The organism is Winogradskyella rapida (genome assembly GCF_042675845.1).
Lineage (GTDB): Bacteria > Bacteroidota > Bacteroidia > Flavobacteriales > Flavobacteriaceae > Winogradskyella > Winogradskyella rapida.
Map to the genome: position 1 here is coordinate 183,348 of NZ_JBHTKM010000001.1, position 12,660 is coordinate 196,007.

Annotated in this window: 16 protein-coding genes; 7 read left to right on the top strand and 9 right to left on the bottom strand. The window is 35.2% G+C overall.

Annotated elements, in window-relative coordinates; genetic code table 11:
- Nucleotides 1-119 precede the first annotated feature (119 nt).
- Both ACFQ13_RS00805 and ACFQ13_RS00810 read right to left on the bottom strand, forming a co-directional pair.
- Complete coding sequence (locus ACFQ13_RS00805; RefSeq protein WP_386113194.1) at nucleotides 120-314, bottom strand: hypothetical protein; 195 nt, start codon at nucleotides 312-314, stop codon at nucleotides 120-122.
- Nucleotides 315-528: 214 nt separating this feature from the next.
- Nucleotides 529-891, bottom strand: a complete 363-nt coding sequence (locus ACFQ13_RS00810) for a hypothetical protein (protein ID WP_386113195.1) — start codon at nucleotides 889-891, stop codon at nucleotides 529-531.
- Nucleotides 892-1,176: 285 nt separating this feature from the next.
- Here ACFQ13_RS00810 and ACFQ13_RS00815 point away from each other — a divergent pair, with 285 nt between their 5' ends.
- A complete protein-coding gene (locus ACFQ13_RS00815; RefSeq protein WP_386113196.1) occupies nucleotides 1,177-1,614 on the top strand; it encodes a hypothetical protein in 438 nt (145 codons plus the stop codon).
- Nucleotides 1,615-1,646: 32 nt separating this feature from the next.
- Nucleotides 1,647-1,913, top strand: coding sequence for a SemiSWEET family sugar transporter (locus tag ACFQ13_RS00820; RefSeq protein ID WP_386113197.1), 267 nt, complete (start codon nucleotides 1,647-1,649; stop codon nucleotides 1,911-1,913).
- 222 nt (nucleotides 1,914-2,135) lie between these two features.
- Here the strand turns inward: ACFQ13_RS00820 and ACFQ13_RS00825 are convergent, their stop codons facing one another.
- On the bottom strand, nucleotides 2,136-2,648 hold the full coding sequence (locus ACFQ13_RS00825) for a DUF421 domain-containing protein (RefSeq protein WP_386113198.1): 513 nt from the start codon (nucleotides 2,646-2,648) through the stop codon (nucleotides 2,136-2,138).
- 207 nt (nucleotides 2,649-2,855) lie between these two features.
- Between ACFQ13_RS00825 and gntA the strand changes: the two genes are divergently transcribed.
- The 3 genes from gntA to ACFQ13_RS00840 are packed head-to-tail and all read left to right on the top strand — an operon-like array spanning nucleotide 2,856 to nucleotide 4,366.
- On the top strand, nucleotides 2,856-3,539 hold the full coding sequence (gene gntA, locus ACFQ13_RS00830) for a guanitoxin biosynthesis heme-dependent pre-guanitoxin N-hydroxylase GntA (protein WP_386113199.1): 684 nt from the start codon (nucleotides 2,856-2,858) through the stop codon (nucleotides 3,537-3,539).
- A complete protein-coding gene (locus ACFQ13_RS00835; protein ID WP_386113200.1) occupies nucleotides 3,536-4,153 on the top strand; it encodes a DUF1989 domain-containing protein in 618 nt (205 codons plus the stop codon). Before gntA ends, ACFQ13_RS00835 begins: the two co-directional genes overlap by 4 nt.
- A 48-nt stretch (nucleotides 4,154-4,201) precedes the next feature.
- On the top strand, nucleotides 4,202-4,366 hold the full coding sequence (locus tag ACFQ13_RS00840; RefSeq protein ID WP_386113201.1) for a hypothetical protein: 165 nt from the start codon (nucleotides 4,202-4,204) through the stop codon (nucleotides 4,364-4,366).
- Nucleotides 4,367-4,467: 101 nt separating this feature from the next.
- On the opposite strand, the gene ACFQ13_RS00845 is transcribed toward ACFQ13_RS00840, so the two are convergent.
- The 3 genes from ACFQ13_RS00845 to ACFQ13_RS00855 form a co-directional block, all read right to left on the bottom strand.
- Complete coding sequence (locus tag ACFQ13_RS00845) at nucleotides 4,468-4,815, bottom strand: hypothetical protein (RefSeq protein ID WP_386113202.1); 348 nt, start codon at nucleotides 4,813-4,815, stop codon at nucleotides 4,468-4,470.
- Between the two features lie 232 nt (nucleotides 4,816-5,047).
- Nucleotides 5,048-6,493: a hypothetical protein gene (locus tag ACFQ13_RS00850; RefSeq protein WP_386113203.1), complete on the bottom strand. Its 1,446-nt coding sequence runs from the start codon at nucleotides 6,491-6,493 to the stop codon at nucleotides 5,048-5,050.
- Nucleotides 6,494-6,586: 93 nt separating this feature from the next.
- Nucleotides 6,587-6,736 carry a hypothetical protein gene (locus ACFQ13_RS00855; RefSeq protein WP_386113204.1) on the bottom strand — a complete coding sequence of 50 codons (150 nt, stop codon included), beginning with the start codon at nucleotides 6,734-6,736 and terminating at the stop codon, nucleotides 6,587-6,589.
- A 695-nt stretch (nucleotides 6,737-7,431) separates the two neighbouring features.
- Between ACFQ13_RS00855 and ACFQ13_RS00860 the strand changes: the two genes are divergently transcribed.
- Nucleotides 7,432-8,664: a cation:proton antiporter gene (locus ACFQ13_RS00860; protein WP_386113205.1), complete on the top strand. Its 1,233-nt coding sequence runs from the start codon at nucleotides 7,432-7,434 to the stop codon at nucleotides 8,662-8,664.
- A gap of 309 nt (nucleotides 8,665-8,973) precedes the next feature.
- Nucleotides 8,974-10,416, top strand: a complete 1,443-nt coding sequence (locus ACFQ13_RS00865) for an SLC13 family permease (RefSeq protein WP_386113206.1) — start codon at nucleotides 8,974-8,976, stop codon at nucleotides 10,414-10,416.
- On the opposite strand, the gene ACFQ13_RS00870 is transcribed toward ACFQ13_RS00865, so the two are convergent.
- Genes ACFQ13_RS00870 through ACFQ13_RS00880 form a run of 3 tightly spaced genes read right to left on the bottom strand, consistent with a single transcriptional unit; the run spans nucleotide 10,413 to nucleotide 12,509 of the window.
- Entirely contained in the window at nucleotides 10,413-11,141 is a 729-nt protein-coding gene (locus ACFQ13_RS00870; protein ID WP_386113207.1) for a LytR/AlgR family response regulator transcription factor, read from the bottom strand. The genes ACFQ13_RS00865 and ACFQ13_RS00870 overlap by 4 nt on opposite strands.
- Nucleotides 11,122-12,174 (bottom strand): sensor histidine kinase, encoded by a 1,053-nt coding sequence (locus ACFQ13_RS00875; RefSeq protein ID WP_386113208.1) that lies wholly within the window; start codon nucleotides 12,172-12,174, stop codon nucleotides 11,122-11,124. Before ACFQ13_RS00875 ends, ACFQ13_RS00870 begins: the two co-directional genes overlap by 20 nt.
- 20 nt (nucleotides 12,175-12,194) lie before the next feature.
- Nucleotides 12,195-12,509: a DUF4907 domain-containing protein gene (locus tag ACFQ13_RS00880; protein ID WP_386113209.1), complete on the bottom strand. Its 315-nt coding sequence runs from the start codon at nucleotides 12,507-12,509 to the stop codon at nucleotides 12,195-12,197.
- Nucleotides 12,510-12,660 lie beyond the last annotated feature (151 nt).

A 12,660-nucleotide genomic window follows, 5' to 3' on the forward strand; every position in this document is an offset into this window, starting at 1 on the left:
GGGTCTAAAAAAGACGCTATTTTTATAACACCATTCTCACCAATTTCACCAAATTCTTGTTCGCCTTCCTTTTTATTTAAATAATTGATTTCAGGAAAATCTTTAAGACTAAAACTGTTTTATTCAAGAAGCCTTTCATAAGAAATGGTTTCATCATTCAAATAAATTAAAGCGTCTTTTGAAATGGTTTTATTCTCAATTTGTTGATTAATGTCTCCTAATAATGAATCTTCTGTTTTCTCGTTTGGAATTAATTGAGGCGAGCAAGAATTAAAGCTTACTAGAATAAGCACGAATAATGCAATTTTTTTCATAGGTCAATGGTTGTATGGTCTTAGCTCATTTTTTTAATACACTCAAAACGAACTCATCACATAAATACTATTTTTAATTGAATTACCGTAAGGTTATTTATTAAAACTTCCATTCGATATTCATGATCGCTTTTATACCTTAAGTAGAGATTCATCAAAAACGACTGCATGGATCTTAAGCTATATCTATAAAATCAACATCACACGCTCGCAGTTAATCCATTAATGTTGACTTCTGGGTTCCTATTCTAAAACAACGTTCTTCACCTAGATATAGGGGGTCGCCATGTTTTTCAGACCAAAAACCATCTAACACATCCTTGGTAAGACATTTGTAAACGGCAACACCTTTAAAGGTTTTATTCGCCTCGCCTTTATAATTAAAATTGAGCACCAAAATATTATCCTTAAAAAAACCGGTTCCTAACTGTTCTTGCACATTATTAATAAGCCATTTAGCACGGATACGATTGTTTTCATCTAAGGATAACTCTAAAATTCCTTTATAGGATATGGCTTCAGCATCTTGGTTTGTCCCTATAATATTATAGCGTCCTGGCAATTGATGTATGGTCATGTTATGAGTTTATAATCGCAAAATTTACAGTGTATTTTCCTAAAGACCTAATAATAATTAAAGCGGTTTAGGGAGGCTTATCTAAATCCTTCAATAAAAGCGCTTCAACTTAAAATAACATAGAGATTCTTCGTTGTCTCTATCATCAAAGCTCAACAATACTTAAAATTGAACCGCGCCAAGCTTATACCTCACAACACGGTAATGCACTAATAATTATTTTAAATGCATTAAAATTAATGGGCATTTCTCTCGATCTTAAGGCAGCAATTAAAATGATATATTATGAAAACAGTTTATAGTCTTTTAGTCATTAGTTTGATGTGGTCTTGTAAAAACGACACCACAAAGCCAGAAGTTCCCGTTACTCAAAACCCAATGAATGAAGAACTCACGGATACTCGAAATTATGAGGCCGATGGCAATTTTGAAGAAGATGTTTATACCTACGAAAGGAAAACGGATAGCATTAATGAAAATTGGAACCTTAACAATCCTGAACGTCAAATGGGTTTATACGCCCGTTTTAATATGAGCGATGCTCAACAGGAACAGTACGAAACAGCACTTTCTAATTGGTTTCAATCACAGACCGATCAACCTTACGAGAAACTAGGAACAACAACTCGGATTGAGGCTGAAGATTCTATTTTAAAACAAATTTTAGACGAGCATCAATATGAAAATTACCAAGCTTGGGCACAAGACAATGACAAGCGCTAATATGTTTCTTTAAAGATATTAATAGGCCCATTATGGAGATCGAAAAGTTGATAGGCATCCTTGCCGGAATTTTCACCACACTCGCTGTGCTCCCGCAAATCATAAAAGCACTACGCACTAAAAAAGTGAAAGACGTCAGTCCACTAATGTTTGTTATCCTTTGTTTAGGTGTAGGACTTTGGACTGTCTATGGCATTCTAAAATCCGATTGGCCTATTATTATCACTAACGGAATCTCTTTCCTGTTAAACGCTATCATGTTAAAGATTGTGTGGTTTCAAGATGCGGATAATTCTTGAGGAACTTGACTCTAACTTAAGAGTCCAAATCTGACTTTTCATTCTCAATTAATTTATCCTATAGTATTACACCATATATTAAGTCCGCCTAAAGACGCTGTTAGTAAATACTCTGCTTCATAGCCTGTAACATTACCCAGCATAAAGACGCCAATCCTGGTGAAACAGGTCGCCATTAGTCCGCCATACATCGCATTATTAAGATCCTTTAGAAAATTAAATTTATAAATCTTCCGTATTAACGTCACTCAAAATCTGTGGCGCTACATCTTTATCCGAGTTATTATGAATTACCGACACATCGCCAGTACTTTCAAAAATAACCGCCTTTACTTCTTTAAAATCATGAACGTTTGCTTCTCTTAATTTGGCTATTAAATCGCTCTCTCCTACATTACAGGCCTTTAATCTTTTGTGTAAAATTTTACCATTCCACATAATAATCTGCGGCTTATTAGTAAACCAGCTTTTAAAATGAGCATTGGTTCTCACCAAGTAAGAAAATAAGGTCTGGAACCCTATGATAGTCACCAAAACGACCGCCCCTTTTAAAAGTGAATAATTAGCGTTAAGTATAATGGATGCTAGCACGGAGCCTACAGCAATTGTAGAGGCAAAATCAAAACTAGACATTTTAGCAAAGGTCCGTAAACCAAAAACACGTGTAATAAGAATAACAATAGTAAAGATCCCCAACACAGAGGCCACTAACCATATAAAATCAATAAAAGTCATAATAGAAGGATTTAGTTAGGGAATAAAAATACTAGGCTTAAGTGGTTTTAATTAATGCAATTACAATAAAGAATAGCTGATTTCATAGCACTATAAGTTCCTAAGACATAAGCTAGGATTTGAGCTAAACAAAACTTCAAATAAGTTCATTATTAAGTGTTTAGACTTTTAAATTTGATAGCATCCTATAATTAACTCAACGTAATTATGAAATCAATCACAAAACATTATCCTATTTATAAAACCATAGACGACGCTTATAAAGATTTTATTTTAACACAGAAACATCCATGTGTTATGGCAAAAACTTTATTTATGACGGACAACTACCATTTAAACGTTTACCGTTCGTCTAACCAGACTGAAGAATTAAAAACGCTTTTAAACGATTTAGAAGCTTTTATTGAGCAATATGATTTTGAATCTCAAACTTTTGAATCCTTTTTAGCCGTATTTCCATTTGAACACTATGAGTCTGAACTGGATTTTGAAACCCGTTTATGGAAAACGTTACAGCAATTGCACGAGTTAGACGACTGTCCTTGGGACGCTTCGGTAAGTGATAATCCAGAGGATCCTACATTTAGTTTCAGTTTAAAAGGACATGCATTTTATATTGTAGGCTTACATCCTAATAGCTCGCGTATGGCAAGGCAGAGCCCCTACCCTACGCTCGTCTTTAACCTGCATGCACAATTTGAACAACTCCGTGCCATGGGCAGTTATAAAAAAGTAAAAAAACGAATTAGAAAACGCGATAAAAAACTACAAGGACATATTAATCCGGTACTTAAAGATTTCGGCAAAGCTTCTGAAACCAAACAATACAGTGGAAGAGCCGTAGATGCGACGTGGAAATGTCCTTTTCATAAAACCAGTAAATTAGCATGAAACCATTACTTAATATTATAGAAAAACAATCTGGAGCCGCTTTTGAGCTTAAGAAAAATGATATCCTCACGGTCATAGATCCTATGGGAGGCCAAGTGAGTGATATGGTTATTTTTAATGCCCATGATTATAACGAAAAGCTCTCCTCGGGTAAATCTTTAGATTTTGAAGAAACTCTTCTACTCACCAAAGGGCACCATTTATGGTCTAACCGCTCTCAACAAATGATGAAAATTTTAGAAGACACCAATGGCCGTAATGATTTTCTATTAGCGCCCTGCAGCCCTGAAACCTTTAAAATTATGTACAACCATGAAGGCGAGCACCCAAGTTGTTTGGCCAATTTAACGCAACACTTAAAGCCTTTTGGTATTGATGCCGATGCGATTCCTACCGCCTTCAACATCTTTATGAACGTACAATTTGATGAAAAGGGAAAGCTTTCCGTACTTCCGCCAACGTCTAAAGCTGGAGATTATATTCGATTTAAAGCTGAAATGGATCTTTTAGTGGGACTTACAGCTTGTTCTGCGGAAGATAGCAATGGCGGAACGTTTAAACCTATTCATTATGCCATTGAAACAGAAGCCAAACCGATTAGCCAACACGTTTAAGGTCCTAGCACCTAAAATCTAAGACGAAATTATTAATTAAAACCCTTTATGATGACAAATAATAAGAACGACAAATCTGAAAATGATCATGAAAAACGCCTACATCAAAATGCTACAGATGAAAAAGGCGCCTTAAAAGACAACCATTATAATCAATATGGAAGACAAAATGAAACCCGTCGAGAACACGCTAATAAATTAAAAGACGACTAAGCGCGTTGACACATTACAACCCGTATATTGACTGACTAAAACCTAAAAAAGTCCAATCTTTAAATAAAGATTGGACTTTTTTATGCAACAGCAGTGAGCCTTTATTTACTATCATCAAGATTGATATTGGCTTTATCTGAAATTTGAGATTTTGGTATGGCATTAAAAAATTCTGATAATTCAAGATCTGCATTAGGTCCATAGCCTAATAGCATAGTGCCCTTTTCGCCTTTATTAGTTTCTACAACATATAAAATAGACATGTCCGATGGATTACTCATCCCTTCGTAACGGTGCTCAGCTACAATATGTAAATCTTCAGGTTGATACGTTTCAGAGGACTCGTTTCCAATTAAATTCCCCTCTTTAAAATGAAAGCCTGAGGTATACCCTTTGGATTGGTAAATATCTAAATAATTATCTTCGTGTTTTGCATATTCGTTTTCCATAATTGTATGATTTTAGGTTTCTTACAAGATAGCATAAGGGATTCTTATAGAATAACCATATCCATTTACATATTGACTTTAATGCTAAAAGCGAGCCTAATTAAAGTGTTCAACATAAAAAAGGATTTAGTAAGAACCCGACAACTATGCATTGACGACTTCCTTGTTCTAAAATTAGAAAAGCCTTTAACGAAGCTGTTAAAGGCTTTTAATACTCGGAAAAATGATAAACTTATCTTATTGTTAAATTGAGTGAAACTGTTAGCATATTCCCTGTTCCAGAGTAACGCTGCGCATAAACTTCGATATAATCGTCTTGCTTTAACTCTACAGTCCCAATTATTGGAAGGGCCAATATACCAGCACCGGTATAATAACCATAAACTTTGGTTTCTTCAAGTACCGTACCATTTTTAGCGATGTATAAAATAACTATAAATTCTTCTGTAGATTGGTAAGATAACGATGCTGCAACCTGAAAATACCTCGTTTTATTACCGCTGTAAATAATTTTATTATTACCATCTTTGGTAAATCTAAATAAATTATTAGATGTGGTAGTTCCATTAACTTTAGTTCTAGAGCCTACTCCTGTTCCACTGAAAGTTGTTGTTACACCAGTACCCACACTTGACGATAAGTTGATATCTCCTGTTGCTACAGCATCACTTTCTAATGGAATACCTGGGGCATCTACCGTCCAAGCGTTACTAAAACTATAGCCCGCATAAGATCCAGTACTATAGCCATTAATATAACCAGAAGCATTAGAAGTTGTACCTGAAAATACAGTACCACTAATCACCCCAACACCAACATTTAAACTTGGGTCACTAACATCCATGGCCACATCAGAACCATCAACGGTACTAAAGCCACTCCCTTTTTCCACCAAACCAAAATTTCCGGTTAAGGTCTCAAACGTCCCGCTGTTACTACTCGGCCAAGCTTGTGTGTTTAATAATAAATTTCCTATGTTAGAGAATGTAATCCCATCGGCATTACCTATAAACTGATTGATATTACCAAAATAAAGTCCGATATCAGAGACCGAACCTACACTCGTACTCATACCAACCACAATCACATTTTGTACTATTAAAGAGGTACTAGAACTTATTCCGGGCCCTGAAATATCAAATGCTTTCGTTCCTTTTAAGGTTAAGCCTTTAAGGCTTCCGCCCGTACTACCTTCAAAAACCACTCCTGAAGAAGAAAGGATATCTTCATTTGCATCTTGTCCAATCATATAGGCATTATTTAAGTCTATAGGATGCGATAAGGCAATGGTACCGTTCACCTCATAAAGGGTGTTTTCATCGAGTAAGTATTTAGAACCTCCGGCAGCTAATTCATCAGCTAAATCATCTGCCGATTTAATCAATTTATAGTTGTTGCGTTTAACACTGGTGTTATTGGCTATTTGATCCCAAGAACTGGTTGCGGTATTATAGAAATAAAAGGCCTTTTCATCCGTATCAAAAACCAATAAGCTTTCGGCAGGACTCGAAATCGAAGTCCGTTCTAAGGTAGTCATTCTTGGGGCTAATAAACCTTTAGAGTTTGAAGTTAAATCTAATAAGGATGAGGTATCTGGGTTTTCAGTTCCAATACCAACTTGCGCAAAAGTTAATCCGGTGGTTAATAGACTAATGCAAAATAGTTTAAATAATCTCATAATTTAGGGGTTGAGAGGTTAGAAAAAATTTAGGATGTTTAGAGGTTGGGCATCCTAGGGGAATATTAAAATGATGGTCTACTTAAAGACGTATTAATTTAGACTTATAAAACTGTCATAACTTATACTCGTAGACGTACTTAAATCTTCTGAAAGCCATACCTGTGCGAGGTAATCTACACGAGATGGATGATTGGGTTGATGAGACCACTTTTTCAATAAATAAGAGTAAAATTTTGGCATATAAGTAGGCTTTAGAGACGGCAATTAACACAAAATACGTGAAACCACAAACCTTAAAGCGTTGAAAATCCGACGTTAAAACAATATTTTATTCCTATTAAGTGTTTCATTTTGTAAGAAAAAACGCAAAATCATTATAATTCAATTAGGAAAAGATTAAGCTTAGATTTAACTATACGAAACCCTAAGATTTAAAATGCTTCCTTGTATTGACGTTAGCGAAATGGACTGTTGGTCAGAGATTCATTGTACTGGGTACTGTTTTTATTAGCACTCTTTTTTAAGATTTATAACGTCAAATTTTCACGCGCTATTAATAATCCTTTTAAAATTCTATGTTGTAATATTAAGACTACAATTTAATAATTAGGTTTTTGTTTTATTTTCCTACACAAATAAAGCTTAAAGTCATCGAAAATTATAATTTGAAGAGACCTCTTACAGAAATACCATAAGGTCAAAAGAAGGCTTTTCGTTCTTAAAATAATCGCCTCATTGCTATCATTTCAAACGTGCGTTTCGATCTTAGAAATGACGCAATTCCTATAGACGTAAAGCTATTTCGGTATCGATTATCCACATTCTGACCCTAACTAAGCAAATAAGCCACGAATAGACCGAAATGAACTAATCTAATTAAGAAAAATAATAGATTTTGCTATCCAATACACTATTGGTTTTTAACGATACACATTATGAAGGCCTATTACACCGTTTTACTTATTATAGGAATCACATCACTTTTTGCTAGTTTCCTTCCCATTCTCTTGAAGAAATTTAAAATAAGCTTTACCATTCCTCTATTAGTTTTAGGTGCTTTTTTATTTTTTATCAATACGCCTTTACCATGGCCAAATCCGGTGTGGGACATTGATATGACCTTACGCTTCTCTGAATTGGTCGTTATCATTAGTTTAATGGTCGCTGGACTAAAAATTGGTTTAAACTATTCCTGGAAAGAATGGCGTAATCCCTTACGTCTGCTAAGTATAACCATGCCTTTATTTATGCTCGTGGTCTTTTTAGTGGCTTATTATCTCCTTAATTTTAATGGACCTTCTGCCTTACTTTTAGCAGCGGTGTTAGCTCCTACAGATCCCGCATTGGCTTCAGAAATTCAGTTAAATGAAAAACAAAGTGTCGCCAAAAAAAATGTTGGCGTTCAATACAATCTTACTGCGGAAGCTGGACTTAATGACGGTTTGGCCTTTCCTTTTGTTTTCTTAGCCATCCTATGGTCACAGCATCAACATCTGGGTTTTGAACAGTGGAAAACTTGGATTAGCTATTACCTGCTTTATAAAATTGGTATTGGCGTTGTGGTGGGCATCGTTATAGGGTTCACCTACAGCTACCTTACTAAAAAACTCTCTAATTCTAATGTCACAAAAATTCACCATGCTTTTGTAGCCCTCTCGCTGACTTTAATCTCCTACGGACTTGCTGAAATTTTAAATGGTTATGGCTTTTTAAGTGTTTTCTTAGCCGGACTCTTTGCGCATTATCATCAGCATACTAAAGATATCACCACTGAGGGCGATCCAAGCTTAGGCTTTATAACCAACGTAGAAAAGTTTCTTATTATTTTTTGGATGATTTTCTTCGGAGGGTCCTTAGTGGGTGGTATCTTAGATTTTAATAGCCTCCCAACGCTTGCTTTTGGTCTGTGCTTAGTCCTTATCGCACGGCCTTTATTAGGATTTATGAGTCTTTATAAATCAGGATTAAATTTGAAAAAACGATGGGCCATTTCCTTTTTTGGTATACGTGGTATTGGCTCTGTGTTTTACCTTACTTACGCCATTAAACATGGTGATTTTGAACAAATAAATCCGATGTTCTCTTTAGTGGCCTTTATCATTCTTGTCTCTGTGGTGCTTCATGGTATCACCACCAAACGCTTTATGGCGCATATAGAGCAAGAATAACATTTTTTCACATTAAATCTTCATCAATAAAAGCGTACTATTCGCTTTACATTTTAGCACGACATACGGTAATTAGGGTTTCAGTAGAAGTTCTACATAAAATCAACTTATCAAACTCAATAACAACAGCTTAAACTCAATTAAAAAGACTCCAACTTATACGTTCACCTTATAAAAACCACAAATTCAAGACCGCTTAAGCACTTCAAATATTTCCGAAAATATACTAGCTAATGTCCTGAAAATGTAATACCTTACTTACTCCAATCCTTGTCTTAGGAAGCACTATAAACTTACAGCTTTACGACTATGACTTCAACTAAAAAGAAATTTGGTCTACTTCTAGGCCCTCTGTTGTTTGTACTGATTAAATTTTACTTTCAGCCTAAAGGATTAGACCCCAATGCTCAAGCTATTTTAGCGTCTACCGCCTGGGTTGCGGTGTGGTGGATCACCGAGGCCATAGCAATTCCTGTAACGGCATTATTACCAATTGTTTTATTTCCGCTCTCTGGCGGATTGTCCTTAACCGAGACCACAGCATCTTATGGGCATAAATACATTTTCTTATTTCTTGGAGGCTTTATTATTGCACGTACCATTGAAAAATGGAACCTTCATAAACGTATTGCGCTAAGTATTATAAAAATTGTAGGAACTAATGTCAACCGGATTATTCTAGGATTTATGCTAGCAACCGCTATACTGTCTATGTGGATTTCTAACACGGCAACGGCAGTGATGATATTACCCGTTGGAATTGCCATTGTTTTACAATTAGAAGATAATCCTGATACCAAAACCAATGAAAATTTAATCTTCGGAAAAGTTTTAATGCTAGCCATTGCCTACAGTGCGTCTATTGGAGGTATTGCTACACTAATAGGTACGCCACCTAATTTGGTACTTGCTGGGGTTGTTGAAAGTACCTACCATACTGAAATTACATTTTCGCAATGGTTTATGTTTGGTTTTCCTATCAGTATGGTACTACTCTTGGTTTGTTGGTTTTATCTTACCCGATATGCCTTTAAATTTGAACAAAAGGAGTTCCCTGGCGGACAGAAAGAAATTGAAAAACAACTGAAAGCCTTAGGAAAGACATCTTATGAAGAAAAGGTAATTTTAGCCGTCTTTGCCCTAACAGCAGTGGCGTGGATTTCTCGCTCTTTTCTATTAGTAAAATGGCTCCCTGCTATGGATGATACCATCATTGCGATTATGGCTGCACTTGCCTTATTCTTAATCCCTAATGCTAAAAAAAACAAAGCGCTTATTTCATGGAGTGATGCTGTACAACTCCCATGGGGAATCTTACTACTTTTTGGTGGTGGTATGGCCTTAGCCAACGGATTTGATGTAAGTGGCTTGGCCCATTGGATAGGGCAACAATTAACTTCTCTTACCGGAATGTCTATCTTTTTATTGTTGCTTATTTTAATAGCCGCCGTAAACTTCTTAACCGAAATCACTTCGAATATGGCCACAACAGCCATGCTTTTGCCGGTATTAGTTTCCTTAGCGGCAGTCTTGCAAGTACACCCTTATATTTTACTGGTCAGTGCAACATTGGCGGCATCCTGCGCCTTTATGCTTCCGGTGGCAACACCTCCCAATGCGGTGGTGTTTGGTTCGGGTTATTTAAAAATTGAAGATATGGTGAAAAAAGGAATCTGGATGAATGTGATCTCCATAATCCTTGTAACACTAGTGGTATACTTTATTCTTCCCCTTATTTGGGATTTAAACTAGATATTGAGTCGGCTGTAAACTAAAGACTTATAACTTTCTCCTATCGGAATGCGTTCGTCATTAATAAGAATACGATTTTTTTGAACCGAGGTTATTTTATTGACATTTACAATATAAGAGCGATGTACTCTAATAAAGGTGTTTTCAGGTAATTTAGATTGAATTTCTTTAAAACTCATTAAGGTTAAAATAGCCTTAGAATCTTCAGCATGAATCTTTAAATAATCCTTTAACCCTTGAATAAGGTTAATTTTATTAATGTCAATTTTTAGGTTTTCATATTCAGACTTTACAAATATGAAATCATCTTCATGGGCTGGAGTTTCCCCTCCTGCCGAAGACATATTAAAGGAATGATTGGCGCGGTTTAATTTCACCATTTCCTTAACTCTATTGACCGCCTTAATAAAACGTGGAAACGGAATAGGTTTCACTAAATAATCTACGGCATTAAGATCAAAACCTTCTAAAGCATATTCCGGATAAGCAGTTGTAAATATAAAATAAGGAATTTTACCTTCTAAAGATCGGATAAGCTCTATTCCAGAAATATTAGGCATTTCAATATCTGAAAATACCAAATCTATGGGATTGCTATTTATAAAATCTAAAGCTTCTATGGCATTGGTAAAGGTACCAACCACCTCTATAGCCCCTAAAGCCTGGCAATACGATTCAATGACATCAATTGCTAAAGGTTCATCATCAATTATTATGCACGTCATGATTATCTAGATTTAAGGTTAAATGAACTCTGTAAAACGACTTATCTTCTTCGATAGTTAAGGTATGATTGTCTTTATAGAGGTAATTAAACTGATTTTTTATATTCTCTAAGCCTACACCAGAATTTTTATCATCGCGCTTATACAAGCCGATAATATTTTCAATATAGAAATGAAAGGTGTTATCTATAATTTCAATCTTAATATCAATATGGGTGTTCCCTTTATAGTCGGTCCCATATTTAAAAGCATTTTCAATAAATGAAATTAGTAATAAGGGATATATTTTTAGGTTCTTAATATCCCCATTAATATTCAGTTTTACGGCTTCGGTATTTTTAAGACGCAAACGTTGAAGGGCGATATAATGCTGTATATAATTTAATTCTTTTTCTAAAGACACTTGTTCGTCCTTGGCTTCATAAAGCATGTAGCGCATTAATTCGGACAGCGTAATCACAGCCTCTGGGGCATTATCTGATTTGCTACGTACTAAAGAATAAATACTATTTAAAGAATTAAATAAGAAATGCGGGTTAAGCTGATTTCTTAAAAATTGTAATTTTATTTCCGTTTGTTCGTTTTCTAGAGCTTTGGTTTCTCGATCTCTTTTATAGAAATCTACCACCAAACTAAAAATCCCACCAAGAAGAAAAACGGTTAGGGAAAAAACCATTGGGATTCCATGTCGTATCCCAAAAGGCCCTCCAGGTCGACCTTGACGATCTCTCATTGCCCTTACCTCGTTTATAAGATTGTGGTTTATAAACTCTACACTAATATAATTATAGAGCAGTAAAAACGCAATTGAAAGCAGAATGTATAATCCCAGTTTGCGTTGTAATAAGATATGCGGGACTAAAATGGCATAATTGACATAAAATAAAATTGGACGCATAAGCTGTTTTACAAACATACCAGGAGGCACCTCTCCTAAATCAATGTATGCCGTTAGCAATGGAAAAATACCGATAATTAACCATACCAGTACGTGGACCATCCACTCTTTATTCGTCATTTTGTATACAAACATGTGCGCTTTTATCGTACCAATTAAATCTTATTGTAGCTTATAGCATTAGCATTGAGATCTTCAATACTTATGGCTGGCATTTTATTTTCAGAGAGTTTATCCAAGACTAAATTTCCTATCTTTTGTGCATCTTCTTTCGTCTTAAATCCTTGTCTTCCTTTTACTGCCGGAATATACTCTTGACGGATTAACAGACTAGTACCTTCATAAACTTCATAAATCCACAAACTATCTTTTTCTAAAACCTCTAAGACATAAGATTGGTCATTATTAATTTGTTCTTTCTCACCTGCACCTTGCAAATAGAAGAAGCCTACAAATAAAACTGTTATCACTAAAAATACAGCTTTATAATTAAAATATTTTTTCATGTTTTTATTTATTTAAAAAAAAAGAGCCAGAACATAGGAAGGATGTCCCCATTACCCTGACTCTAATTTAGCTATTAACCATCAATCACTATAGTTAATAACCCATCAATCAATC